The organism is Streptomyces hyderabadensis, assembly GCF_020404845.1.
Classification (GTDB): domain Bacteria; phylum Actinomycetota; class Actinomycetes; order Streptomycetales; family Streptomycetaceae; genus Streptomyces; species Streptomyces hyderabadensis.
The window spans coordinates 31008-53937 of the sequence record NZ_JAIOJZ010000020.1; the positions used below are offsets into that span (position 1 = coordinate 31008).

27 protein-coding genes are annotated in these 22930 nt (G+C 72.0%); 17 read left to right on the forward strand and 10 right to left on the reverse strand.

All coding sequences use genetic code 11. From position 1 onward, the window contains the following. Positions 1 to 7: 7 nt before the first annotated feature. A complete protein-coding gene (mshD, locus tag K7854_RS17390) occupies positions 8 to 937 on the reverse strand; it encodes a mycothiol synthase (RefSeq protein WP_226027437.1) in 930 nt (309 codons plus the stop codon). 208 nt (positions 938 to 1145) lie between these two features. On the opposite strand from mshD, the gene K7854_RS17395 reads away from it, so the two are divergent. Further along, complete coding sequence (locus K7854_RS17395) at positions 1146 to 2981, forward strand: bifunctional metallophosphatase/5'-nucleotidase (RefSeq protein WP_226027438.1); 1836 nt, start codon at positions 1146 to 1148, stop codon at positions 2979 to 2981. A gap of 200 nt (positions 2982 to 3181) precedes the next feature. Then, the gene (locus K7854_RS17400) at positions 3182 to 4111 is read left to right on the forward strand and encodes a hypothetical protein (protein WP_226027439.1); all 930 of its coding nucleotides are present in this window, start codon (positions 3182 to 3184) and stop codon (positions 4109 to 4111) included. 30 nt (positions 4112 to 4141) lie between these two features. Here the strand turns inward: K7854_RS17400 and K7854_RS17405 are convergent, their stop codons facing one another. From K7854_RS17405 to K7854_RS17425, 5 genes are all read right to left on the reverse strand, one after another. Next, the gene (locus tag K7854_RS17405) at positions 4142 to 5623 is read right to left on the reverse strand and encodes a sensor histidine kinase (protein ID WP_226027440.1); all 1482 of its coding nucleotides are present in this window, start codon (positions 5621 to 5623) and stop codon (positions 4142 to 4144) included. Beyond that, entirely contained in the window at positions 5620 to 6360 is a 741-nt protein-coding gene (locus K7854_RS17410) for a response regulator transcription factor (RefSeq protein ID WP_226027441.1), read from the reverse strand. The genes K7854_RS17405 and K7854_RS17410 overlap by 4 nt, the downstream gene beginning before the upstream one ends. Before the next feature lie 89 nt (positions 6361 to 6449). Continuing rightward, on the reverse strand, positions 6450 to 7520 hold the full coding sequence (locus tag K7854_RS17415; RefSeq protein ID WP_372481042.1) for a S1C family serine protease: 1071 nt from the start codon (positions 7518 to 7520) through the stop codon (positions 6450 to 6452). Positions 7521 to 7638: 118 nt separating this feature from the next. After that, positions 7639 to 8661, reverse strand: coding sequence for a LacI family DNA-binding transcriptional regulator (locus K7854_RS17420; RefSeq protein WP_186778296.1), 1023 nt, complete (start codon positions 8659 to 8661; stop codon positions 7639 to 7641). Between the two features lie 42 nt (positions 8662 to 8703). Further along, the gene (locus tag K7854_RS17425; RefSeq protein ID WP_226027443.1) at positions 8704 to 9498 is read right to left on the reverse strand and encodes a response regulator transcription factor; all 795 of its coding nucleotides are present in this window, start codon (positions 9496 to 9498) and stop codon (positions 8704 to 8706) included. A gap of 226 nt (positions 9499 to 9724) precedes the next feature. Here K7854_RS17425 and K7854_RS17430 point away from each other — a divergent pair, with 226 nt between their 5' ends. The 7 genes from K7854_RS17430 (at position 9725) to K7854_RS17460 (ending at position 14959) form a co-directional block, all read left to right on the forward strand. Further along, a complete protein-coding gene (locus tag K7854_RS17430; RefSeq protein ID WP_226027444.1) occupies positions 9725 to 10585 on the forward strand; it encodes an alpha/beta hydrolase in 861 nt (286 codons plus the stop codon). 36 nt (positions 10586 to 10621) lie between these two features. Further along, positions 10622 to 10876 (forward strand): MoaD/ThiS family protein, encoded by a 255-nt coding sequence (locus tag K7854_RS17435; RefSeq protein ID WP_003974810.1) that lies wholly within the window; start codon positions 10622 to 10624, stop codon positions 10874 to 10876. A gap of 3 nt (positions 10877 to 10879) precedes the next feature. After that, positions 10880 to 12058 carry a hypothetical protein gene (locus K7854_RS17440; RefSeq protein WP_226027445.1) on the forward strand — a complete coding sequence of 393 codons (1179 nt, stop codon included), beginning with the start codon at positions 10880 to 10882 and terminating at the stop codon, positions 12056 to 12058. Positions 12059 to 12216: 158 nt separating this feature from the next. After that, complete coding sequence (locus K7854_RS17445; RefSeq protein WP_226027446.1) at positions 12217 to 12954, forward strand: LmeA family phospholipid-binding protein; 738 nt, start codon at positions 12217 to 12219, stop codon at positions 12952 to 12954. Positions 12955 to 13431: 477 nt separating this feature from the next. Continuing rightward, positions 13432 to 14277: a sulfurtransferase gene (locus K7854_RS17450; RefSeq protein WP_226027447.1), complete on the forward strand. Its 846-nt coding sequence runs from the start codon at positions 13432 to 13434 to the stop codon at positions 14275 to 14277. Between the two features lie 33 nt (positions 14278 to 14310). Continuing rightward, positions 14311 to 14598: a DUF1416 domain-containing protein gene (locus tag K7854_RS17455; protein ID WP_100048746.1), complete on the forward strand. Its 288-nt coding sequence runs from the start codon at positions 14311 to 14313 to the stop codon at positions 14596 to 14598. A 100-nt stretch (positions 14599 to 14698) separates the two neighbouring features. Further along, positions 14699 to 14959: a DUF3099 domain-containing protein gene (locus K7854_RS17460; RefSeq protein WP_226027448.1), complete on the forward strand. Its 261-nt coding sequence runs from the start codon at positions 14699 to 14701 to the stop codon at positions 14957 to 14959. Positions 14960 to 14970: 11 nt separating this feature from the next. Here the strand turns inward: K7854_RS17460 and K7854_RS17465 are convergent, their stop codons facing one another. Further along, on the reverse strand, positions 14971 to 15618 hold the full coding sequence (locus K7854_RS17465) for a TetR family transcriptional regulator (RefSeq protein ID WP_226027449.1): 648 nt from the start codon (positions 15616 to 15618) through the stop codon (positions 14971 to 14973). Positions 15619 to 15711: 93 nt separating this feature from the next. Here K7854_RS17465 and K7854_RS17470 point away from each other — a divergent pair, with 93 nt between their 5' ends. The 5 genes from K7854_RS17470 (at position 15712) to K7854_RS17490 (ending at position 19914) form a co-directional block, all read left to right on the forward strand. Further along, positions 15712 to 16497, forward strand: a complete 786-nt coding sequence (locus K7854_RS17470; protein WP_226027525.1) for an SDR family NAD(P)-dependent oxidoreductase — start codon at positions 15712 to 15714, stop codon at positions 16495 to 16497. A gap of 37 nt (positions 16498 to 16534) precedes the next feature. After that, positions 16535 to 17299 (forward strand): glucose 1-dehydrogenase, encoded by a 765-nt coding sequence (locus tag K7854_RS17475; protein ID WP_226027450.1) that lies wholly within the window; start codon positions 16535 to 16537, stop codon positions 17297 to 17299. A gap of 112 nt (positions 17300 to 17411) precedes the next feature. After that, positions 17412 to 18284 carry a hypothetical protein gene (locus tag K7854_RS17480; protein WP_226027451.1) on the forward strand — a complete coding sequence of 291 codons (873 nt, stop codon included), beginning with the start codon at positions 17412 to 17414 and terminating at the stop codon, positions 18282 to 18284. Beyond that, a complete protein-coding gene (locus tag K7854_RS17485) occupies positions 18281 to 19036 on the forward strand; it encodes a hypothetical protein (protein ID WP_226027452.1) in 756 nt (251 codons plus the stop codon). Before K7854_RS17480 ends, K7854_RS17485 begins: the two co-directional genes overlap by 4 nt. Continuing rightward, complete coding sequence (locus tag K7854_RS17490; protein WP_226027453.1) at positions 19033 to 19914, forward strand: hypothetical protein; 882 nt, start codon at positions 19033 to 19035, stop codon at positions 19912 to 19914. The genes K7854_RS17485 and K7854_RS17490 overlap by 4 nt, the downstream gene beginning before the upstream one ends. 16 nt (positions 19915 to 19930) lie before the next feature. Here K7854_RS17490 and K7854_RS17495 read toward each other — a convergent pair whose 3' ends face one another. Genes K7854_RS17495 through K7854_RS17505 form a run of 3 tightly spaced genes read right to left on the reverse strand, consistent with a single transcriptional unit; the run spans position 19931 to position 20962 of the window. Beyond that, positions 19931 to 20293 carry a DsrE family protein gene (locus K7854_RS17495; protein WP_003974797.1) on the reverse strand — a complete coding sequence of 121 codons (363 nt, stop codon included), beginning with the start codon at positions 20291 to 20293 and terminating at the stop codon, positions 19931 to 19933. Between the two features lie 28 nt (positions 20294 to 20321). After that, positions 20322 to 20573, reverse strand: coding sequence for a hypothetical protein (locus tag K7854_RS17500; RefSeq protein ID WP_226027454.1), 252 nt, complete (start codon positions 20571 to 20573; stop codon positions 20322 to 20324). Continuing rightward, on the reverse strand, positions 20570 to 20962 hold the full coding sequence (locus tag K7854_RS17505; protein ID WP_226027455.1) for a hypothetical protein: 393 nt from the start codon (positions 20960 to 20962) through the stop codon (positions 20570 to 20572). Before K7854_RS17505 ends, K7854_RS17500 begins: the two co-directional genes overlap by 4 nt. A 172-nt stretch (positions 20963 to 21134) precedes the next feature. Between K7854_RS17505 and K7854_RS17510 the strand changes: the two genes are divergently transcribed. The 3 genes from K7854_RS17510 to K7854_RS17520 all read left to right on the forward strand — a co-directional run bounded on the left by K7854_RS17510 (position 21135) and on the right by K7854_RS17520 (position 22922). Next, positions 21135 to 21977 carry a helix-turn-helix domain-containing protein gene (locus K7854_RS17510; protein ID WP_226027456.1) on the forward strand — a complete coding sequence of 281 codons (843 nt, stop codon included), beginning with the start codon at positions 21135 to 21137 and terminating at the stop codon, positions 21975 to 21977. After that, on the forward strand, positions 21959 to 22174 hold the full coding sequence (locus K7854_RS17515) for a DUF397 domain-containing protein (protein WP_226027457.1): 216 nt from the start codon (positions 21959 to 21961) through the stop codon (positions 22172 to 22174). The genes K7854_RS17510 and K7854_RS17515 overlap by 19 nt, the downstream gene beginning before the upstream one ends. Before the next feature lie 172 nt (positions 22175 to 22346). Next, positions 22347 to 22922 (forward strand): heme-binding beta-barrel domain-containing protein, encoded by a 576-nt coding sequence (locus K7854_RS17520; RefSeq protein WP_226027458.1) that lies wholly within the window; start codon positions 22347 to 22349, stop codon positions 22920 to 22922. The last annotated feature ends 8 nt before the right edge of the window (positions 22923 to 22930 follow it).

Sequence of the window (22930 nt, forward strand, 5' to 3'; positions counted from 1 at the left end):
CCGGGGCTCAGGTCTCCGTGCGGTACATCAGGTCCGTCTCGTGGGTGGTGAAGCCGAGGCGCTCGTAGACGGCCACCGCCGCCTTGTTGTCGGCGTCGACGTACAGCATCGCCGTGGGCAGCCCCTGCTGCTCCAGGTGGCGCAGGCCGATCGTGGTCAGCGCCTTGCCCAGGCCGCCGCCCTGGGCGTCGGGGCGGATGCCGAGGACGTACACCTCGCCCAGCTGCTCCTCGGCGTGCACCTTGGTCCAGTGGAAGCCGATCAGCTCGCCGTCCCGCTCGGCGAGGAAGAACCCCGCCGGGTCGAACCACGGCTCCGCCTTGCGGTCGTCGAGGTCGCGCTGGGTGAGCGAGCCCTGTTCGGGGTGGTGGGCGAAGGCGGCGGCGTTCACGGCGAGCCAGGCCGCGTCGTCCTGGCCGGGCACGAAGGTGCGTACGCTCACGCCCTCGGGCAGCCTCGGCTCCGGCAGGTCCAGCCCGGCCAACGGGCGGCGCATCTGCCGCAGTTCGCGGAAGAGGGACAACCCCAGCACCTGGGCGAGGTGCCGGGCCGCGGAGTGCCCGCCGTGCGCCCAGACCCGCAGCCGCTTGCCGGAGGCGGCGAGCAGCGCGGAGCCCAGGGCCCGGCCGTGGCCCTGGCCCCGGTGCGAGGGGTGGACGACCAGCTCGGCGGCCGGCGGCTCGACCGGGTCGGTGCCCTCCAGCTGGGCGTAGCCGACGAGTTCACCGCCGTCGACGGTGAGCAGGAGGTGCGCGACGCCCTCCCGGGCGGGGCCGCGCAGTTGCAGCCGGCCCTGCTCGGACACGGCGTGCTGCCCGTCGTTCCGGGCCGCCTCGGCGAGCAGGGCGAGGACGGCGTCGGTCTGCTCCGGGGTGAGTTCGGCGAGGGTCTCGATCGAGCGGGGGCGGCCGGGCCGCACGGTGTCGTCGCTGGTCATGCGTACGAGGGTAAGGGGCGGGCGGGGCAAAGCGGCGGCAGCGGACCAGGACGAGGAAGGGGAGGAGGCAGGGGACGAAGGAGGGGGTGAAGTTAAACCAGGCTGTAACCCGGAAGCCCCTGTCGCGCTACGCGCGTTGACTCTAGGCTGCTGCGCCGACGAGCCGTCTCCTCAGCGGCTCGCGCCACGCACACCCACAGGGGGGCGCATGCCAGCCACAGCACAGCCGCACCAGCCGCGTCGCAGACGCCGTACCAGCCGTCTCCTCGTGGCCGCCGCCACCGTCGTCACCGCCGGGGCGCTCGCCGCGGCGACGCTGCCGGCCTCGGCGAGCGCGGGCGGGACCGACCGCGGCCACAGCGGCCATGGGAACGGCGGTCACGGTCACGGCCGCTACCAGGACGTCCAGCTCCTCTCCTTCAACGACCTGCACGGCAACCTGGAGCCGCCGGCCGGTTCCTCCGGCCGGGTCACCGAGGTCCAGCCGGACGGCACCACGAAGACGGTCGACGCGGGCGGCGTGGAGTACCTGGCCACCCATCTGCGCGAGGCCCGCAAGGGCAACCGCTACTCCATCACCGCCGCGGGCGGCGACATGGTGGGCGCCTCCCCGCTCCTGTCCGGTCTCTTCCACGACGAGCCGACCGTCGAGGCGCTGAACAAACTCGACCTGGACGTGACGAGCGTCGGCAACCACGAGTTCGACGAGGGCGCCAGGGAACTGGCCCGCCTCCAGAACGGCGGCTGCCACCCCACCGCGGGCTGCTACACGGACAAGGAGTTCGAGGGCGCCGACTTCCCCTACCTGGCGGCGAACGTCCTCGACGAGAAGACCGGCAAGCCCGTCCTCAAGCCCTACTGGGTGTGGAAGCAGCGCGGCGTCAAGGTCGGCTTCATCGGTGTGACCCTGGAGGGCACCCCGGACATCGTCTCGGCCGAGGGCGTGAAGGGCCTGAAGTTCAAGGACGAGGTCGAGACGGTCAACAAGTACGCCAAGGAACTGCAGCGCCAGGGCGTGAAGTCGATCGTCGCGCTCATCCACGAGGGCGGCTTCCCGGCCTCCTCCTCCTACAACTACGACTGCGACTCCCCGGGCGCGGGCGACGGCATCTCCGGGCCGATCGTCGACATCGCCAAGAACATCACGCCGCAGGTCGACGCGCTGGTCACCGGCCACACCCACAACGCGTACGTCTGCACCATCCCCGACCCGGCGGGCAACCCCCGCATGGTCACCTCGGCCTCCTCCTTCGGCCGCCTCTACACGGACACCACGCTGACGTACGACCGCCGCACGGGTGACATCGCCCGCACGTCGGTGAAGTCGGCGAACCACGTGGTGACGCGGGACGTCGCCAAGGCGCCCGACATGACCCGGCTGATCGACAAGTGGAGCACCCTGGCCGCCCCGATCGGCAACCGCCCCATCGGCTACGTCTCCGCCGACATCGACCGCAACGGCACCGAGTCCCCGCTGGGCGACCTGATCGCCGACGCGCAGTTCGCGTACGGCAAGGAGCAGGACCCGGAGACCGACCTGGCCCTGATGAACCCGGGCGGCATCCGCGCCCCGCTGACCTACGCGGCCTCCGGCGCCGAGGGCGACGGCGTCGTCACCTACGCCGAGGGCTTCACGGTGCAGCCCTTCGCCAACACCGTGAACCTCAAGGACTACACCGGCGCCCAGCTGATCCAGGTCCTCAAGGAGCAGGTGAGCGGCCCGAACGAGGCGGCCCCGAAGATCCTCCAGGTCTCCTCCGGCCTCACCTACACCCTGGACCTCACCAGGTCGGGCGCGGACCGCGTCGTCACGGACTCGATCCGCCTGAACGGCGCCCCCATCGACCCGTCCGCCACCTACCGCGTCGCGTCCAACAGCTTCCTCGCGGGCGGCGGCGACGGCTTCACCACGCTGGGCGAGGGCACGAACGAACTGGTCGGCACGGACGACCTGGCCGCCTTCCAGCAGTACCTGACGGCCAACTCCTCGGCCACCGACCCGATCGCACCGCCGGCCGCCGACCGGATCACGGTCGTGCAGTAACCGGCCGCGGCCCGGCGTACCACGAGCCCGGCCCACCGTACGGCTCAGCCGTCGCGGTTTGCCGGGCTCGTCACACCGGGGCCGGAACTCGTCGGCGGTCACAGGGGTCTTGCAAGAATGAGGGGGCGACGAGGATGCCCACACCCTCCTCGAGTCTCGTCGACCCCGATGACGAGTCGCGACACCGAACGGGAGCCCGAATGCGCGCGCAGGACCAGACCGACCGCATAGACCCCTCGGCCGCGAAGGTGCCGCTGACCCGCACCGCGGCCAGAACCTCGCAGGAGTCCACCGTGGCCCGGATGGCGCACGCGATGCAGAGCTCCGCCGGGAACCAGGCCATGGCGCACGCGGTGTCCCACTCGCGCACGCCGGTCCAGCGGACGGTGGCCAACGTCATGGAGGACATGACGGAGGAACAGCTCAGGCAGCTGCTGCCGAGCTACAACGTCGACCCGGCAGACGTCGATGCCATCGTCGCCAAGTTCCACGCCAGGAGGAACACCCCGCTGGCGCCCACCTCCGTGCAGGACCTCCTGCGCATGGCGATGCCGGCCAAGTACCCCCGGGAGGAGGTCGAGAAGGGCATCAAGAAGAACCTCACCGACAGTGCCCCTTCCCGTCGCGTCGCCGCCAGCACGGTGATCACCCTGCACCGCGGCGACACCCGGAGCAAGGAAGAGGTCGAGGCGGCCGGCGGGTTCTTCGGCTGGGGGCCGGTGACGGTCGAGCACGCGAGGTCGCTCGCGACCGCCTGGCAGGCGAAGAACGCGGCGCAACGACGCGACTGGTTCCAGGACTGGAAGAGGGAGACCGCCACGAAGAAGGACGACCTGCCCTACGTGGCCACCGGCGGCGAGGCGCAGAAGGGCGGGTACCAGTACACCCTCAACGTGCCGTTGCAGCTGGTGGGGGGCGAGACGACGCCGGGAATGCTCAACCCGACCCTGTGGGCGGACAAGGCCGACCTGAGCCAGGCGTCGGTACTGGCGCTCGAGTCGCGAGGCGAGTACGTCTTCATCACGGGCGTCCCCCTCAAGTACATCTCGGGCCTCAAGCCGCCCGTTCCGCAGAAGCCGGACAGCGTGAATACCGCCGCGGCCGCAGCGGCGGGCCCTCCCCAGACGTGAGGCCGTGAGGGGGGGGGGCCGGGCCCCCGGCTACCCCCGGCCCCCGTCGGCCCCTCCGGTCTCCGGCGGGGGCACCGGCGCCCCCGGCAGGCGTACGGAAGCCACCGTGCCGCCGCCACCGTCCTCGGCCGGGGTCAGGCTCACGGCCCCGCCCGCCTGCTGCACCGTCCGCGCCACGATGGACAGGCCCAGGCCGGAGCCGGGCAGCGCGCGGGCGCTCGGGGAGCGCCAGAAGCGGTCGAAGACGTGCGGCAGTTCGTCGGCGGAGATGCCGGGGCCGTGGTCGCGGACGGTGAGGACGCCGTCGGCGAGGCGTACGTCGATCGTGCCGCCGTGCGGGCTGAACTTCACCGCGTTGTCCAGGATGTTGACCACCGCGCGTTCCAGTGCGGCCGGCTCCGCCCGTACGTACCACGGGTGTACGTCCGCGTTGATCGTCAGCTCCGGACCGCGCAGGCGGGCGCGGCGCAGGGCGGACTCGACGACGTCCTGCCAGGCGAGGATCCGGGTGCGGCCCTCGTGCTGGCCGGTGTCGGGGCGGGACAGCTCCTGGAGGTCGCCGATGAGCGCCGCCAGCTCCGTCATCTGCGCCTTGACCGAGGCGAGGAGCGCCTTGCGGTCGGCCTCCGGGATCGGGCGGCCCGTCTCCTCGCTGCGGGTGAGCAGCTCGATGTTGGTGCGCAGGGAGGTGAGCGGGGTGCGCAGCTCGTGCCCCGCGTCGGCGATGAGCTGCTGCTGCAGGTCGCGGGAGCTGGCCAAGGACGAGGTCATGCTGTTGAAGGACCGGGACAGCCGCGCGATCTCGTCGTCGCTGTCGTCCTCGACGGGGATGCGGATGGTCAGGTCTTCGGTGCGGGCGACGTGTTCCACGGCCCGGGTCAGGTCGTCGACGGGACGCAGCCCGGTCCGCGCCACCCACAGCCCGGCGGCGCCGGCGCCGAGGACTCCGACGCCGGAGACGAGGAGGAGGATCAGCGCCAGGTCGTTGAGCGTGGACTGGGTGCCCTTCAGCGGTACGGCTGCGATGAGTGCGGCGCTCGCCCGGTCCTGCGTGACCGGGTTGGTGATGGTCACCGGCAGCGTCAGTACGCGCAGTTCGGTGCCGTCCTCGGCGGTGCCGTTGCGGAAGCTGCCCTCACGGGGTGAACCGTCGTCGATCACCTCGTGGTCGGCTTCCGTCACCTTGATCTCACCCACCGAGGTGGTGAACAGGCAGACCGTCCCGGTCGCCGTTACCACCTGGGAGTAGGTCGTCCGAAGACCGTTGACGCCTTCCCGCGGAGTCTGCGAGCAGTTGTTGAGCGCTTCCCGGGCCTGGTCACGCTGCTGCGGGTCGTTCAGCATCGTGGCCTTCCTGAGGTCGCTGTCGACCTGGTCGTACAGCCTCCCCTGGACGATGAACCAGCACGTCACCGAAACCGCCGCCACCGCGAACGCCACCGCCGCCGCCACCAGCAGGGACAGTCGCGCCCGGATGGGCAGCGCGCGGACCCGGCGGGCCAGGCCTGTCACTCGGCGCCGCCCTGCCGCAGGACGTAGCCGACGCCGCGGACGGTGTGGACCAGGCGCGGCTCGCCGCCCGCCTCGGTCTTGCGGCGCAGGTACATGACGTACACGTCGAGGGAGTTCGACGACGGCTCGAAGTCGAAGCCCCAGACGGCCTTGAGGATCTGCTCCCGGGTGAGGACCTGGCGCGGGTGCGCCATGAACATCTCCAGCAGGGTGAACTCCGTGCGGGTCAGCTCCACCGGGCGCCCGGCCCGGGTGACCTCGCGGGTCGACAGGTCCATGGTCAGGTCGGCGAAGCTCAGCGTGTCGTCGTCCTCGGCGGTGGCCTCCACCGCCGCCGCGTAGGAGCTGCGCCGCAGCAGCGCGCGGATGCGGGCGAACAGCTCGTCCAGTTCGAACGGCTTGACCAGGTAGTCGTCCGCTCCGGCGTCCAGGCCGGTCACCCGGTCACCGACTGTGTCGCGGGCCGTCAGCATCAGGATGGGCGTCAGGTCACCGGCGCCGCGGATGCGGCGGGCGGCGGTCAGGCCGTCCATGCGGGGCATCTGGATGTCCAGGACGACCAGGTCGGGCCGGTAGGCCGCCGCCTTCTCCAGCGCGTCGGCGCCGTCGACGGCGACCTCGGTGTCGTACCCCTCGAAGGCGAGGCTGCGCTGGAGGGCTTCGCGGACCGCCGGCTCGTCGTCGACGATCAGGATGCGCTGGATCTCGCGGTCGCGGTCGGCGTCTGCGGGGCTCATGGGCTCGGGTTCCTCGGGTGCGGTCGGGGGCGGGCAGGGAGGGTCAACGCCTTCAGCGTCGCACGTCCGCGCGCCCGCTCGGCTCCACGTCAGTTGCTCGCGCCCGCCCGCAGCTCGGGCAGGTCGGCCTTGACCGTGTTGATCGGGATGGCGAAGCCGAGGCCCACGCTGCCCGCGCTCGCGGAGGACTCGGTCGCCGAGTACATCGCGGAGTTGATGCCGATGATGTTGCCGTTCATGTCGATCAGCGCGCCGCCGGAGTTGCCCGGGTTGAGGGAGGCGTCGGTCTGGATCGCCTTGTACGTCGTCGTGGAGGAGCCGGTGTCGCCGTTGAACTGCTGGCCGCCGAACTCGAACGGCCACTGGCCGCCCTGCCGCTGCTGCTGTTGCTCCTGGCCCTCATCGGTCGAGACGGTCACGTCCCGGTCGAGGGCGGAGACGATGCCGCTGGTCACGGTGCCGGTCAGGCCCTCGGGGGAGCCGATGGCGACGACCTGGTCGCCGACCCCGACGCCGTCGGAGTCGCCGAGGGTGGCGGCCTTCAGGCCGGAGGCGTTCTCCAGCTTGATCAGCGCGAGGTCCTTCTTGCTGTCGGTGCCGACGACCTCGGCGGTGTACTGCTTGCCGTCGCTCGTCGTGACCTTGACGGAGGAGGCGCCGGACACGACGTGGTTGTTGGTGATGATCTCGCCGTCGTCGGTGATGATCACGCCGGAACCGGTGGAGGAGCCGGCGTTCGAGGTGGCGTTGATCTCGACGATGCTCGGGCTGACCGCCTTCGCGACGCCGGAGACCGTGCCCTTCTGGCTGGAGGGCACCACGTTGGTGCTGGTCGAGCTGGAGGCGACGGTGTCGCCGCCGGCCAGCTCCTGGATGCCGTACGCCGTGCCGCCGCCGACGGCCGCCGCGACGATCGCCACGGCCACCAGCAGGGCGGCCGGGCCGCGCCGCCGGGCCGGACGCCTGCCGTGCGGTTCCGCGGGCTGCTCGGGCTGCTCGGGCCGCATGTCCGGCAGGGGCTGCGTGGGGTTCCCGGGCGGCTGCGCCGGCGGGGGCGGCCACTCCGGGTTGACGGGAGAGGAGGCGTGCTGGTGGGGTCCCTGGTACGGGTTCGCGTGCTCGTACTCGCCGTTCTGGCGGAGGCTCTCGGTCATGTTCATGAGCTTCCCGCCCCCGGATGAGAGCGGCCTGAGTGCCGCCTGAGAAGCCCGGCAGAACCTCGTATGCCCGATATAAAGAGGTCAGGGCGGTGTGTTGCGCAAACGCCAGGGCGGTGTGTTACGCGCAGCCGCAGGACTGCCGGACCACCAGCTGCGACGGGAACACCTTCAGCCGCTCGCGGCGGGAGCCCGCCACCCGCAGGCCGTCGTCCAGGACCAGGTCCACGGCGGCGCGGGCCATCGCCGACCGGTCCGAGGCGACCGTCGTCAGCGGCGGGTCGGCGAGGTCCGCCTCCTTGATGTCGTCGAAGCCGGCCACCGCCAGCTCCCCGGGGACGTCGATGCGCAGCTCGCGGGCCGCGCGCAGCAGGCCGATCGCCTGGTCGTCGGTGGAGCAGAAGATCGCGGGCGGGCGCTGCGGCCCGGAGAGCAGCTCCAGGCCCACGCGGTACGCGTCGTAGCGGTTGTACGGCGCCTCGAAGAGCCGGCCCTCGGTGGAGAGCCCGGCCTCCTTCATCGCACGCCTCCAGCCCTCGACGTGGTCGGAGACCGGGTCACCGACGGACGGGGTCTCGGCGGTGCCGCCCATACAGGCGACGTAGGCGTACCCGTGCTCCAGCAGATGCCGTACGGCGAGCTGGGCGCCGCCGAGGTCGTCGGTGACGACGGCGACGTCGTCGATGGCCTCGGGGCGCTCGTGCAGCAGGACGACGCGGGCGTCCCAGGCGTCGATCTCGGCGGCCGCCAGGTCGTTCAGGGCGTGGCTGACCAGGATCAGGCCGGAGACCCGCATGCCGAGGAAGGCGCGCAGGTAGTGGACCTCGCGCTCGCCGACGTAGTCGCTGTTGCCGACGAGCACCATCTTGCCGCGCTCGGAGGCGGCCCACTCGACCGCGTGCGCCATCTCCGCGAAGAACGGCTGGCGCGCGTCCGGGACGATCAGGCCTATGAGGTCCGTGCGCCGCGACGCCATCGCCTGGGCGACCCGGTCCGGGCGGTACCCCAGTTCCTTGATCGCGGCGAGGACACGCTCGCGCGTGGCCGGGGCGACCGGCCGGGGTCCGTTGTTGATGACGTAGCTGACGACCGCGGTGGAAGTCCCCGCCAGTCGCGCCACGTCATCCCGAGTCACCTTGGCCACGCGCGGAGTCTACGCGGATGGACCCGCCCCGGGCAGGGCGTATCACACCTTGGATGACCTTGCGTCCGCCGCCTCGTCCTGCTGGGAACCCTCGCCCCCGGGCTCCTCGGCCTTGTCGTTCCGCTCGGCCTTCCCGGTCTTCTCCGGCTTTTCGGTCTTCTCCGGCTTCTCCGGTGTCACGAAGCGGTAGCCCACGTTGCGGACGGTGCCGATGAGCGACTCGTGCTCGGGGCCGAGCTTGGCGCGCAGCCGCCGCACGTGCACGTCGACCGTGCGGGTGCCGCCGAAGTAGTCGTACCCCCACACCTCCTGGAGCAGCTGCGCGCGGGTGAACACGCGGCCGGGGTGCTGGGCGAGGTACTTCAGCAGCTCGAACTCCTTGAAGGTGAGGTCCAGGACCCGGCCCTTGAGCTTCGCGGAGTAGGTCGCCTCGTCCACCGACAGGTCGCCGTTGCGGATCTCCATGGGGGAGTCGTCGCCGCCGAGCTGCTGGCGGCCGGTGGCCAGCCGCAGCCGCGCCTCGACCTCCGCCGGACCGGCGGTGTCGAGGAGTACGTCGTCGATGCCCCAGTCGGCGGTGACGGCGGCGAGACCGCCCTCGGTGACGATGAGGACCAGCGGACAGCTCAGGCCCGTGGAGCGCAGCAGCTGGCACAGGCTGCGGATCTGGGGAAGGTCGCGGCGCCCGTCGACGAGGATGACGTCGGCGCCCGGGGTGTCGACGAGGGCGGGGCCCTCCGCCGGGGCCACGCGTACGTTGTGCAGCAGCAGGCCGAGGGCGGGGAGCACCTCCGTCGACGGCTGGAGGGCGTTGGTAAGGAGCAGCAGAGAACTCATCGCGCCCCACCTGCCTGGGACGGTTTGTGGTCGTGCCCGGTTCGCTCGCCCATAACGTCTGGTTCCTCCCGGTCCCTGCGAGGACGTTTGGCACTGCTTCGTACTGGTGGCGTTCGGGAGGTGAATGCCCGGCGACCGCCCGACGACCGCCCGGCATCGCTCCCGAAAGCACAAAAGGACCCGGGGGCTACGTTGCCCGAGTCCTCTGCCCAGCAGAATAGCCGACATGAGCAACCGACCGCCGGGTCATGTGGCGCGTTCCACCCGTGGTCCAGCCAATCGTCCGCATCCCGAGACGCCCCGGGGAGCGCCGCGCCGGGCGCCCGCGCGCACCTTCCTCCGTACGGCCGACGGCGTCTCCATCGACGCCGTGTACGAGCCGGGACCGACCGGGCGCGACCCCTCTGACCTGGCGTTCGTCGTCGCGCACGGGTTCACGGGCGACGCCGACCGGCCGCACGTGCGGCGCATCGCGGCGGCGTTCGCGCGGCACGGCGCCGTGGTCACGTTCTCCTTCCGGGGCCACGGCGCGTCCGGCGGACGGTCCACCGTCGGGGACCGCGAGATCCTCGATCTGGCGGCGGCGGTCGCCTGGGCGCGCGGTTTCGGACACACCCGGGTGGCGACCGTCGGCTTCTCCATGGGCGGCTCGGTGGTCCTGCGGCACGCCGCGCTGTACGCCGACGACGCCGTGGCGGGCACGGACGCCGTGGTGTCGGTCAGCTCCCCCGCCCGCTGGTACTACCGGGGCACGGCACCCATGCGCCGGCTGCACTGGCTGGTGCTGCGCCCCGCCGGGCGCCTGGTGGGCCGCTACGGCCTGCGCACCCGTATCCACCACCGCGACTGGGACCCGGTGCCGCTGTCACCGGTGGAGGCGGCGGGCCGGATCGCGCCGACGCCGCTGCTGGTCGTGCACGGCGACCGGGACGGGTACTTCCCCCTCGACCACCCCCGGATGCTGGCCGAGGCGGCGGGTGACCACGGCGAACTCTGGCTGGAGCCCGGCATGGGCCACGCCGAGAACGCCTCCGCCGGGGAACTGCTGGACCGCATCGGCGACTGGGCGGTGGCCCGGGCGGGCTAGCCTGACGTTGTTCATCGCCGACGACGAAGGAAGCAGATGGCAAAGGTCACGGTGCGCTACTGGGCCGCCGCGAAGGCCGCGGCGGGGGTGGCCGAGGAGCCGTACGACGCGGCGACGCTCGCCGACGCGCTCGGCGCGGTCCGCGAGCGCCACCCCGGCGAACTCACGCGCGTGCTGCTGCGCTGCTCGTTCCTCGTCGACGGCGACCCCGTGGGCACCCGCGGGCATGAGACGGTACGGCTGGCCGAGGGCGGCACGGTCGAGGTGCTCCCGCCGTTCGCAGGAGGGTGAGCGATGACCGACCAGCCGCATCAGCCGTACCAACCGCATCAGCCGCATCAGCCGTACGGCCAGGATCAGCCGTACGAGGGATACGACGCACAGGCCTGGCCCGCCCAGCAGCAGCCGTACCAGTCGTACCCGGGGTACGGGGAGCCGCAGCCGGATCCGAACGCCGGCCAGTACACGCAGCAGTGGCAGGGGCAGACCTGGGAGACGCAGGTGCAGCCGCCGGTCTCCGCCGAGGAGACGGCGTACCTCCCGCCGCACGCCCAGCCGCAGCCGCAGCCCCAGCCGTACCCGTCGCAGGGATACGGACAGCCGCAGCCGCAGCCCGAGGCGTACGAGCCCCCCGCGCACGCCCCTGCCTCTGCCCCCGCGCCCGCGCCCGACGCCTCCGCCGAGCCCGGTTACGGTCCCGCGACCGTCGCCGGGAACACGCGGATCACGGACGCGCAGCGGGCCCGCGCCGAGGGGCGTTCGCCGATCATCGACCCGGGCATGCAGCCGGCCGGGCTCACCGCGCTGCTCGGGCTGCTGCTGTCCGGCGCGGCGGCGCTCGGCACGTACGCCCTGCTCGTCCCGCTCGTCGTCCTCCAGGCGGTCACCGCGGCGGGCTGGTTCCGGCTGAACGGCATGTGGCCCGCCCGGCAGGGCATCGCGCTGGGCTTCGCGGGCGCGCTCGCCGCCGACGCGGCGCTGCTGGCGTCGGACCGCTCCCCGGCGGCGATCCTCGGCACGCTCGGGGTGTGGGTGCTGCTCTCCCTGGTCCTGCAACTGCGCTCGCACGCCGACCCCGACGAGCGGATGTACGGCCTGATGGCGACCATCGCCGCGGCGGCCCTGGCCGTCGTCGCGGGCGGGTACCTCGCCGCCGACGCGGACGCGGTGGCGGTCGGCGGGATCGCGGTGGCCGTGGCCGCCGTGGCCCGTGCGCTGCCGCTGCCGACCCCGGTGTCCGTGGTCGTGGCGCTGCTCGCGGCGGCCGGGGCGGGCATCGCGGTCGGCTCGGCGACGGACTTCGGGGCCTCGGGCGCGCTGCTCGGCGCGGGGGCGGCGGTCTGCGCGCTGATCGGCCTGCGGGTGGCGGCCTACGACTACCCCTCCCGCTTCGTCCACTTCACGGCGGGCGTGGCGCTGCCCCTCGCCGCGGCGGCCCCGGCCGTCTACGTCCTGGGCCGGGCCCTGGCCTGAGCCTCCCGACAGGGGGCGCCGTCACAGGTGTCGGCGCCCCCTGTCACAGGTGTTCGACAAAACCCGGGGGCGCCCGGGGGCCGCGTTACGCTCGCGCTGGACGGCCGCCGGTCGTCGGGTCCGCCGCCGTCGAGCGTCCAGGGTTGGGGAAACACCGCATGCGCGCACTGCGAATACTGTTGATCGTCGTCGTGATCCTGGGCGGCCTCTTCGTGATCGCCGACCGTGTCGCCGTCAACTTCGCCGAGGACGAGGCGGCGGACAAGCTCCGCAGCACCGAGAACCTGGCCGAGACGCCGGACGTCTCGATCAACGGCTTCCCCTTCCTCACCCAGGTCGCCGGCGGTGAACTGGACGACGTGGAGATCGGCATCGACGACTACGAGGCCTCCACCGGCAACGCGAACGAGAAGATCCGCATCGCCCGCCTGCGGGCGAACATGAAGGGCGTCGAGTTCTCCGGCGACTACAGCTCCGCCACCGCGGCCACCGCCACCGGCACCGCGACCGTCGGCTACGACGAACTGATGAAGGCCACCAAGTCCGAGCCCACACAGATCGCGCCCGGCATCGACGCCAAGGTCATCGGCCTCTCCGACGGCGGCAACGGAAAGATCAAGGTGTCGCTGCAGGCCACGGTCCTCGGCGTCGAGGTGCCCGAGCCGGTCGAGGTGCTCAGCTCGGTCAAGGTCAAGGACGACGACGTGGAGGTCGTCGCCGACGGGCTGCCGGAGATCGGCGGCAGGCAGCTCGCCGAGTCCCGGGTCCGGGCCATCACCGACTTCCAGCAGACCATCGACGAGCTGCCGGGCGGCATCAGGCTCGACAAGGTCGAGGCGGCCGAGGACGGCGTCGAGATCACGGTGAAGGGTTCGAACGTCAAGCTGGCCGGGTAGGACGACAGGCGGCGCTCCACCGGCGCCCCGCCCGGCGGACCCGCGACGTCCGCCCCGCCCGCCGCCGACGGCTGCGTCCGACTGGCGAGACGCTGCCGTCCGTACCGCAGAAGCCGGGGCACCCGCGCCGTCCCCTGCGGTCCTCCGCGCCGGAGCGACGGGTTTCCGTATCCCACATCTCGGACGATCCCGTCTCATCATGCGACACATCGGTGACACGGCCCGCCCCCAATCCTTACGATCGGGACCTATGAAGCAACAGGCGGATCTCACGAAGCGGCGGGCAGTGGACCTGTGCCGCGTTGCCGCCATGCTCTGTCGCACCTTCTGAGGCGGACGGCGACGTCGCCGTCCGAGTCCCCCTCGTCCCTCGCCCCCGCCCCGGCCTGCCCCGGGCACCCGCGCGCCGCCGCACGGCCCGAGCGCGCCCACCCTCGTACCGCACGCCCCGCCGCCAACTGCCCCGGAGGAGAAAACATGAGCCGCAGCGACGTCCTGGTCGACGCCGACTGGCTGCAGGACCACCTGGACGACCCGAGCATCGCGATCGTCGAGGTGGACGAGGACACGTCCGCCTACGAGAAGAACCACATCAAGAACGCGATCCGGATCGACTGGACCCAGGACCTCCAGGACCCGGTCCGCCGTGACTTCGTCGACCAGGAGGGCTTCGAGAAGCTCCTGTCGGCCAAGGGCATCGCCAACGACACGCTGGTGGTCCTCTACGGCGGCAACAACAACTGGTTCGCGTCGTACGCCTACTGGTACTTCAAGCTCTACGGCCACGAGAACGTCAAGCTCCTCGACGGCGGCCGCAAGAAGTGGGAGCTGGACGCCCGCGAGCTGGTCCCCGGCGACGAGGTGCCCGAGCGCCCCGCCACCGACTACAAGGCCAAGCCGCAGGACACCTCCATCCGCGCCTTCCGCGACGACGTCGTCAAGGCGATCGGCGCGCAGAACCTGGTCGACGTCCGCTCGCCCGACGAGTTCTCCGGCAAGCTGCTCGCCCCGGCCCACCTCCCGCAGGAGCAGTCGCAGCGCCCGGGCCACGTCCCGTCCGCCCGCAACATCCCGTGGTCGAAGAACGCCAACGACGACGGCACCTTCAAGTCGGACGAGGAGCTGAAGCAGCTCTACACCGACGAGCAGGTCGACCTGGCGAAGGACACCATCGCCTACTGCCGCATCGGTGAGCGCTCGGCCCTGACCTGGTTCGTCCTGCACGAGCTGCTGGGCGTGGAGAACGTCAAGAACTACGACGGCTCCTGGACCGAGTACGGCTCCCTGGTCGGCGTGCCGATCGAGCTCGGCGCCAACAAGTAAGCCCGCCCCTCCCAACACCTCAGGAGTAACGACATGTGCGGAGCGAAGGCCGGCGGCCCCGACGCCTCGACGATCAAGCCCGGTGAGACCACCATCCAGGGTCAGGTGACCCGCGACGGCGAGCCGGTGACGGGCTACGTCCGTCTGCTGGACGCCACCGGCGAGTTCACGGCGGAGGTCCCGACCTCCGCGACGGGCCAGTTCCGCTTCTACGCGGCCGAGGGCACCTGGACCGTACGCGCGCTCGTCCCGGGCGGCTCCGCCGACCGTACGGTCGTCGCCCAGCAGGGCGGCCTGGCGGAGGTCGCGATCGCCGTCTGACGGCGGCAACGGCCGAAGGGGCCGCACTCACCGGGTTGGACGCCTGGGGTGCGGCCCCTTCGGCGTGTCCGGACGGGATGTCCGGACCTACGCTGGAGGTATGTACGCGCGGCGGCGGCACGTCTACTTCGCCATGATGGGGACCTGCATCGTGCTCTTCGTCCTGGCCTGGGGCGTCGTGCGCCTCTGGTCCGTCCCGGCGGCCGTCGGCCTGTGCGTGTTCGCGATGCTGATCCCGCCGGTGGCCGCGGTGATCGCCAACCGGCGCGGCCCCGACGACCGCTGGTGGGACGACCCTTCGGGCGACGCCCAGTCCGACGAGTGGTGGGACGAGCTGGACGGCAAGAAGCGCCCGCACTGAGCGAGCCCGCCCTAGGCCCCGTCCAGGCCCCCGCCGAGACGTTCCAGGCAGCGCACCGCCAGATCCGCGGGTGAGCCGGGCCCCTCGGCCCCGGCATCGGTGCCGGCCCAGGTCTCCAGGGCGATCCGGATGGTGTCGGTGGCCGCGGCGGCCACCAGCCGCACCCTCAGCCGCGCCTCCAGCGGATCGCGGCCCTCGTCCCCGGGGGCGGCCAGCCGCGCGATGACCGGCACGAGCCGTTCCTCGGACTCCTGGTTCACCCGGTACCACACCGCACGCAACGCCGGATCGTCCGCGGCGGCCCGCAGCAGCCCCCGGGTGCGCAGCAGCGCCTGGGCGGCCTGGGCGTCCGGGACCGCCAGGGCCTGCTCGGCGGCGGTCCGCAGCGCCACGCCGAGCGGGGTGCCCGGCTCCATGCTCTCCAGCAGCCCGCGCCAGCGGTCGCCGCCGACCGTCAGCAGGGGGCCGACCGCGTCCTGCTTGGAGCGGAAGTACCGGTAGAAGGTGCGCAGCGCGACCCCGGCCTGCCGGGCGATGTCCTCCGCCGTCGTGGCGTCCGGGCCCCGGGTGGCGAAGAGTTCCGCCGCCGCGTGGGCGATGTCGAGCTGGGTGGCGGCCTTGCGGCGCTCGGTCAGGGACGGGGGCGGCTCGGTGCTCACCCCAGAAGAGTACGTCCCGCGACCCCCTGGTGGCACGCCGTGACGTAGTGGCAAACCGTGCCACCCAGGCGTACGGTGACTCGTATGAACCACATGCATCGTTACGAAGGCCGTCGCGTCCTGGTCACCGGCGGCGGCTCGGGCATAGGCCAGGCCACCGTGCTGCGGCTGCTCGCGGAGGGCGGCACCGTCGTCGCGGCGGACGTCAGCGAGCCGGGCCTGAAGGACACCGTGGAGAAGGCCGGGGCCCACGCGGACCGCCTCACCACGCTCGTCGTCGACATCGCCGACGAGACCTCGGTGCGCGAGGGCGTCCGGGCGGCGACGGACGCGCTCGGCGGCCTCGACGCCCTGGTCAACGCGGCCGGCATCCTGCGCTCCTCGCACACCGAGGAGACCGCCCTCGCGGACTTCACCCGCGTCCTGACCGTGAACCTCGTCGGCACCTTCCTGGTGATCCGCGAGGCGATCCCCGCGCTGCTGGAGGGCAAGGACGCGGCCGTCGTCAACTTCAGCTCGACCTCCGCCGCGTTCGCGCACCCCTACATGGCGGCCTACGCGGCGAGCAAGGGCGGCATCCAGTCCATGACCCACGCGCTGGCCGCCGAGTACGCGGGACGCGGCATCCGCTTCACCGCCGTCCAGCCCGGCTCCATCTCCTCCGGCATGACCGACGGCAGCGGGGTCAGCGGGCAGAGCGTCGGTCCCGGACTGCCCGCGGACGCCGACATGGCCCTGTTCGCGAAGCTCTCCCCCGCACTCGGCCAGGGCTTCGCCGGTCCGGAGACGGTGGCGTCGGTCGTCGCGATGCTGGCCTCGGAGGACGGCCGGTTCATCACCGGCACCGAGGTCCGCGTCGACGGCGGCACCCACTTCTGAGGGCGCCCGCCCCCCGAACCCCAGAAAGGCACCCACCATGCACGACCTCACCGGCAAGAACGTGATCATCACCGGCGGCGCCCGCGGCCTCGGCGCGGAAGCCGCGCGGCAGGCGGTCGCCGCCGGGGCGCACGTCCTGATCACCGACGTCCTGGACGCCGAGGGCGAGGCCACCGCCCGCGAACTCGGCGACCACGCCCGCTTCCTGCACCACGACGTGACCTCCGAGGAGGACTGGCGGCGGGCCGCCGACTTCGCCGCCACCGAGTTCGGAGCCCTGCACGGCCTGGTGAACAACGCCGGGATCTCGACCGGCAGCCTGCTGGAGTCGGAGTCCGTCGAGCACTTCCGCAAGGTGCTCGACATCAACCTCACGGGGGTCTTCATCGGCATGAAGACCGTGGTCCCCGCGCTGAAGGAGGCCGGCGGCGGATCCATCGTCAACATCTCGTCCGCGGCCGGCCTGATGGGCCTCGCCCTCACGGCCGGCTACGGCGCCTCCAAGTGGGGCGTGCGCGGGCTCACGAAGATCGGCGCCGTGGAGTGGGGCACCGCCCGCATCCGCGTGAACTCCGTGCACCCCGGGATGACGTACACCCCGATGACCGCGGCCGTCGGCATCGAGCGCGGCGAGGGCAAGTACCCGAACACGCCCATGGGCCGGGTCGGCGAGGCCCACGAGATCGCCGGCGCGGTCGTCTTCCTGCTCTCGGACGCCGCGTCCTACGTCACCGGCGCCGAACTCGCGGTGGACGGCGGCTGGACCACCGGCCCGACCGTGGCGTACGTCATGGGGCAGTAGGCCCCGCCGCGGCCGAATCGTGATCAACACGGCCGCAACCCCGAACCCCGGCTGTGGGTCTCCTGTGTGCGCGCGCACGGAACGCGCGCTTCACGTTCTGTGGGGGGACGTCATGGAAGAGGAACCGGCGAGACCCGCGGCACCGGCCGCGCCGACGACACCGGAGGGGCCACAGCCGGCGGCGGCCCCCGAGCCACCCGTCGGCGAGGCCGCACCCGTCGGCGAGGCCGCGCCGGACGCAGGGGCCGCGCCCGACGCAGTGGCTGGACGAAGCCGACGGCGCGGGCGTACGGCCCTGCTCATCGCCGCCGCCGCCGTGCTGGGGCTGGTCGCCGGCACGTGTACCGGGGTTCTCGTGCAGGCGGACCGGGAGCCGACGAAGCTGCCGCCGCTGTCGCAGGCCGCGCTCGCACCCAGCACGGGGAAGGCACCGAAGCCGCTGCCCGCCGACCAGGACCGCCGGGTGCGCACCGACGGCGACCTGCGCGAGCTGCTGTTGAAGAAGCCGAGCGGGGCGCGGGAGATCGAGTGGCTGGACGGCGTCGACGGGTGGATGGACCTCGCGACCTACGCCGGAAACTTCGGGAGCCCGAGCGAGCAGTTCTCGGAGTACGTCCATGACGACTTCCGCCGGGCGGCCGTCACCCGCTGGCGAACCGGGGCCACCCGCACCGTGGAGATCCGGCTCATTCAGTTCCACCAGGAAGAAGTCCTGTCCGCACTGGAGGGCAGCGACACCGGGCGGCACTGGGCCGGGTGGGGACGGGAGGACGACACCGACAGGTGGCCCGTTCCCGGCACCGGGGACGGCGAGGTGTTCGTGCACAACCGTCCGGAGTCCGTGGACGGGTCTCCGCCGCTGTACTCCGCCGAGGCACATGCCTGGCGGGGCGACATCGAGATGGAGATCTGGATCGCCGACACGGAGCGGATCGGCAAGGACCAGATCATGGATCTGGCCCGGCGGCAGATGGAGCGGTTGTGAGCGGGCAGGGGAAGCGGCGCGGGCGGGTGACTGCCGTCGCCGCGGGCGGTTTGTTGATGGCCGTCGTCGTGGGAGCGGTCGGCTACACCGTCGACACGGTCAAGGATGCCGATCGGGCCTCCGGCGCACCCGTCTGGACACCGCCCGGTGCCTCGACGGACGGCGAGAAGGAGACACCGGCGACCGGACTGTCCGGAGCCCTGGTGCCGTACCGGTCCGACGAGTGGACGCGGGGCCCCGACCTCGGGGAGTTCGGGGCGGACGCCGCGCTGACCGGTGCCCATGCGGCCGCTCTGACCAAGGAGTCGCTGAGCGACCTGCCCCGCTCGCAGCGCAAGGAGCTGGAGAAGGAGATCGACCGCCTGCACATCACGGGCGTGGCAATGCGCAGCTACGCCACGACGGGCGGCTTCCACGACGGTGAGCAGACCGGGGCGGCCACGCTCAGCATCGTCCTGACCCGGATGGACCGGGGCGCGGCCCGTTCCGGCGCGAGCGACCGGAACGAAGCCTTCGAATCCCTGGACGTCTTCGAGGCGGGACCGAGCATCAAGGGCCACAAGGACGCCCGCTGCTACCGCCTTCCGGGCGAATCGGATGAGGAACTCGACGTCATGTTCTGTACCGCCTCCCAGGGAGACGTCCTCGTCTCCGCCACCGCCGAAGGCGTGCGGCCGTTCGGTGCCGAGGGCGTCGTCGCGCTGCTGACCGAGCAGCTCGACCGCCTCGGCGAAACCGGGGTGGCGGTGTGACCGAGCAGCCCGCACAGGCCGAGCAGCCCGCCCAGCCGTCCATGGAGCCCGTGCCCGACATCGCCCAGCCGGTCGCGGAGCCCGCCGACGCTGCGGTGCCCTCCGCGGCGAGGAAGGACCGTCGCGTCCTGCACGGCGTGCTGCGCTGGACCGCGGCCGTCGCCGTCTTCGCCGCGGTCGGGTCGGCCACGGCGTACGGCGTCACGAGCATGGACCGGACGGACGTACCGGGCTTGGCGACCCGGACGGACGGGCGCTGGACGTACCCCGAGCTGACGGCCCCGCCGCTGCCGACCGGCAGTCCCCGCCCGTTCGCACGGACCAATCCGGCCGGCACCCACTACGCGGACCTGCGGGAGCTCGTGCTGCCCGCGCCCGAGGGTGCCGAGCCGGACAAGAGCCTGCGTGGCAAGGACGGCTGGCTGGCGACGGACGAGTTCCTCAAGGAGTACGGGGACACCTCCGAACAAGAGGAGCTCCGGCAGCTGTTCGTCGACTACGGACTGCGCCACATCGCCGCTCGCGGCTGGACCACGTCCGACGGCACTCACACGCGGGTCTACCTGCTGCACTTCGACACCGCGGCCGTGGTGGACGAACTGCGCAACAGCCACCTCGCGTCGTACAGCGAGCCCGCCTACGCCGTGCGGGGGACGGACCTGAGCTTTCCCGACGAGAAGTTCCCGACGGAGGCCGTGAGCGACGACCTGGACTACTCGGTCTACGTCGAGCCCGAGCCGTACGGCGCCGAGCAGGTGAGGCAGGCGTACCTCGGCGCCGGGGATGTGCTGGCCGTCGTCCTGCAGACCCGCAAGGGCGGGGCGGCCGCTGTGCCCTTCCAGCAGACGGTCGCCCTCCAGAGCAGGCTCCTCGGGTGACCGGGTAGCGGACCGCTCAGTAGACGAGGGCCTGCGTGTCGTCGGCCAGGGCTTCCTGCACGAAGACCTGCGCGCCCGCGATGCGCACGCCCTCGATGACGTCCTTCTCGGTGAGGTCGCGCCGGGCCGCGCACTGGGTGCACAGCGTCACCCGGCCACCCGCGAGGAGCGAGTCCAGCAGGTCGGGCAGCGGCGCGGCGTGCGGCAGCTCGAACTCGGCCGCACGCCCCGGCACCGCGAACCACGCGGACTCACCGGTCAGCCACAGCGACACGTCGACCCCGCTGGCCACGGCCACCGCCGCCACGGTGAACGCCTGCGAGCAGCGCTCCGGGGCATCGGCCCCCGCCGTCACCTTGATCACGAGCTTCTTCGCCATGCCGGAAGCGTAGCCCTCGCGGGCGGCGTCAGACCGCGAAGGTGATCGTCACCAGTAGCGTCGCGACGCAGAGGACGGTCAGCAGGCCGCTGACCGTGGCGCCGTCCAGCCGGGTGCGCCGCCGGGGCGGGGCCTTGTGCTTCGGCGCGGGCCGGGGCGGGTGGCCCGGGTGGAACGGGGGCATGGCGAAGCCGGGGGAGAGGGGCGTCCGGTCCCGTCGCGGCGCGAGCCGCTGTGCCCGCCGGCACTCCTCGTAGGGCAGTCCGCCGTCGTACGTCATGCCTCGTGCTCCTTGCGCTGGTGCTGGCGCAGCAGGACGTTCGCGTCCGTCACCGCGCTGTGGTCGAACGCCGCGCGTGCGGCCTCCCGCCGGTCGGCCAGCCAGGCGCAGGCCTCGCAGTCCGGCACCGGCAGGAGCGGCCGTTCCAGCTCGCCGGGGGCCGGGGGCGTGGCGAGGGTGCGGTCGTTCGCGGCGCGCAGGCTCGCCCCGAGGCGCTCGCGGTCGGTCGCGGGGCGCAGCGCGGCCGGTTCCGCCTCCCACTCCCGGCCGCCGCCGAGGGGACGCAGCAGCACACGCGCCCCGCTGCGGTCCCGGTACTCACCGACTTTGGCGGCGGCGGTGTCGTAGAGCACGGTGCCGGGCTCGTAGGTGGCCGGTTCTGGTCTCACGGGTCCGCTCCCTTACGTCAACATCTATACGGAATGCGACAGTTGCCCTACTCTGCGTAGTGGTGGGCAGTTACGAGCATGACCCACGGCGGGGGTCGCCAAGCCCGGAACGGCCGCTAGTGCCACAACGGGCGCTCCAAATTCCACAAATTCCACAGCCGGGAGGGGTGCGGTGCCGCAGCGGAGGGCGATCACGGGTCGCAGTCAGGAACCGAGGGCACGGTTCGCGGAGGAGCTGCGGCTGCTCCGGCACCGGCGGGGCGTGTCCCTGCGGGGCGTCGCGGAGGTGGTGGGGTGGGACGCGTCCCAGTTCGGGAAGATGGAGAACGGCCACACGCTGGGCGGCCCGGAGATCGTCGAGGCGCTGGACCAGTACTACGCCACGGGCGGCATGCTGCTCACCCTGTGGGAGCTGGCGGTGGCCGATCCGACGCAGTTCAAGGAGCGGTACCGCCGGTACATGGTGCTGGAGGCCGAGGCGGTGAGTATGTGGCAGTACTCGCCGAGTTTCGTGCCGGGCCTGCTCCAGACGCCGGAGTACGCGGCGGAGCTGCTCAGCCAGGGTGGACTGACGGGCGTCGAGCTGGACAAGCAGGTGGCGGCGCGCATGGGCCGCCGCGAGCCGCTGCTGGCCGAGGGCGGGCCGCAGTTCCGGGCTTTGCTCTCCGAGGCAGCGCTGCGCAGCCCAATGAACGCACCCGCTCAGTGGCGGTCGCAGTTGCGTCATCTCTTGGTGATGGGAGGCCGTTCCAACGTCATCGTCCAGGTGCAGCTGTTGTCGGCCGGGCTGCACGGGCTGCCCAACACCGACGCCATGTTCCTGCGCGGTGCTGGTGGCCGGACCGTGGCTTGGGTAGAGACGGGCTATTCAGGCGAACTGGTGCAAGAAACTCAGGCCGTTGATCTGCTCCAGCTCCGATACGATCGGGTGCGCGATATGGCCCTGTCTCCGGGCGAATCGCGGGAGTTCATCGAGCGGATGCTGGAGGAAGCGCCATGCGAGCCATCGATCTGAGCACGATCACCTGGCGCAAGAGCAGCTACAGCAACCCGGACGGCGGCAACTGCGTCGAGGTCGCCCCCAACCTCCCCTCCCTCGTCCCGGTCCGGGACAGCAAGGACCCCGCCCGCGGTGCCCTCCTGTTCGCCGCGCCCGCGTGGGTCGCCTTCCTGGACGGAGTCCGGCGAGAAGAGCCGAGGTGGGCCGCGTAAGCTGGGGGCGGCCCTGTCGTATGCCCCCCGCTCAAGGAGCACCCCGTGGAGATCTTCTTCGAAGCCCTGCTGGTCCTGGTCTGCGTCGGCGTTCTCGCCTTCGCCGGTCTGACCGTGAAGAAGCTGTACCAGGGCCAGCGCTGATCACCGACGCCAGGAAGTAAGTCCGCTCATGATCGAGATCCCGTCCGACCTGCACAAGGACCTCGTCCCCCTCGCCTTCCTCCTCGGTGACTGGGCGGGCGCGGGCGTGCACGACTTCCCCGGTGCCGAGAAGTGCAACTTCGGCCAGGAGGTCTCCTTCACCCACGACGGCCGGGACTTCCTGGAGTACGAGTCCCACACCTGGGTGCTGGACAACGACGGCAACAAGGTCCGCCCGCTGGAGTCCGAGCACGGCTTCTGGCGCATCGACGCGAACCGCAAGGTCGAGGTCACGATGACCCGCGACGACGGCGTCATCGAGATCTGGTACGGCGAGCTGGCCGACCAGAAGCCCCAGATCGACCTGGTCACGGACGCGGTGGCGCGCACCGCGGCCTCCCGCCCCTACACCGGCGGCAAGCGGCTGTACGGCTACGTCAAGAGCGACCTGATGTGGGTCGGCGAGAAGCAGACCCCGGAGGTCGAGCTGCGCCCCTACATGTCGGCGCACCTGAAGAAGGTCGTCACCCCGGAGGACGTCGAGCGCTGGGCCAAGGCCCTGCCGGACGACATGCCGGACGACGGGATCGCTTTCTTCAAGTAATCCTCCGT

Bases quoted from the DNA above. Each gene is read 5' to 3' on its own strand.
- mshD (WP_226027437.1), bottom strand. From the start codon at position 937: ATGACCAGCGACGACACCGTGCGGCCCGGCCGCCCCCGCTCGATCGAG.
- K7854_RS17395 (WP_226027438.1), top strand. From the start codon at position 1,146: ATGCCAGCCACAGCACAGCCGCACCAGCCGCGTCGCAGACGCCGTACC.
- K7854_RS17400 (WP_226027439.1), top strand. From the start codon at position 3,182: ATGCGCGCGCAGGACCAGACCGACCGCATAGACCCCTCGGCCGCGAAG.
- K7854_RS17410 (WP_226027441.1), bottom strand. From the start codon at position 6,360: ATGAGCCCCGCAGACGCCGACCGCGACCGCGAGATCCAGCGCATCCTG.
- K7854_RS17415 (WP_372481042.1), bottom strand. From the start codon at position 7,520: ATGAACATGACCGAGAGCCTCCGCCAGAACGGCGAGTACGAGCACGCG.
- K7854_RS17425 (WP_226027443.1), bottom strand. From the start codon at position 9,498: ATGAGTTCTCTGCTGCTCCTTACCAACGCCCTCCAGCCGTCGACGGAG.
- K7854_RS17430 (WP_226027444.1), top strand. From the start codon at position 9,725: ATGAGCAACCGACCGCCGGGTCATGTGGCGCGTTCCACCCGTGGTCCA.
- K7854_RS17435 (WP_003974810.1), top strand. From the start codon at position 10,622: ATGGCAAAGGTCACGGTGCGCTACTGGGCCGCCGCGAAGGCCGCGGCG.
- K7854_RS17440 (WP_226027445.1), top strand. From the start codon at position 10,880: ATGACCGACCAGCCGCATCAGCCGTACCAACCGCATCAGCCGCATCAG.
- K7854_RS17445 (WP_226027446.1), top strand. From the start codon at position 12,217: ATGCGCGCACTGCGAATACTGTTGATCGTCGTCGTGATCCTGGGCGGC.
- K7854_RS17450 (WP_226027447.1), top strand. From the start codon at position 13,432: ATGAGCCGCAGCGACGTCCTGGTCGACGCCGACTGGCTGCAGGACCAC.
- K7854_RS17455 (WP_100048746.1), top strand. From the start codon at position 14,311: ATGTGCGGAGCGAAGGCCGGCGGCCCCGACGCCTCGACGATCAAGCCC.
- K7854_RS17460 (WP_226027448.1), top strand. From the start codon at position 14,699: ATGTACGCGCGGCGGCGGCACGTCTACTTCGCCATGATGGGGACCTGC.
- K7854_RS17470 (WP_226027525.1), top strand. From the start codon at position 15,712: ATGCATCGTTACGAAGGCCGTCGCGTCCTGGTCACCGGCGGCGGCTCG.
- K7854_RS17475 (WP_226027450.1), top strand. From the start codon at position 16,535: ATGCACGACCTCACCGGCAAGAACGTGATCATCACCGGCGGCGCCCGC.
- K7854_RS17480 (WP_226027451.1), top strand. From the start codon at position 17,412: ATGGAAGAGGAACCGGCGAGACCCGCGGCACCGGCCGCGCCGACGACA.
- K7854_RS17495 (WP_003974797.1), bottom strand. From the start codon at position 20,293: ATGGCGAAGAAGCTCGTGATCAAGGTGACGGCGGGGGCCGATGCCCCG.
- K7854_RS17500 (WP_226027454.1), bottom strand. From the start codon at position 20,573: ATGACGTACGACGGCGGACTGCCCTACGAGGAGTGCCGGCGGGCACAG.
- K7854_RS17515 (WP_226027457.1), top strand. From the start codon at position 21,959: ATGCGAGCCATCGATCTGAGCACGATCACCTGGCGCAAGAGCAGCTAC.
- K7854_RS17520 (WP_226027458.1), top strand. From the start codon at position 22,347: ATGATCGAGATCCCGTCCGACCTGCACAAGGACCTCGTCCCCCTCGCC.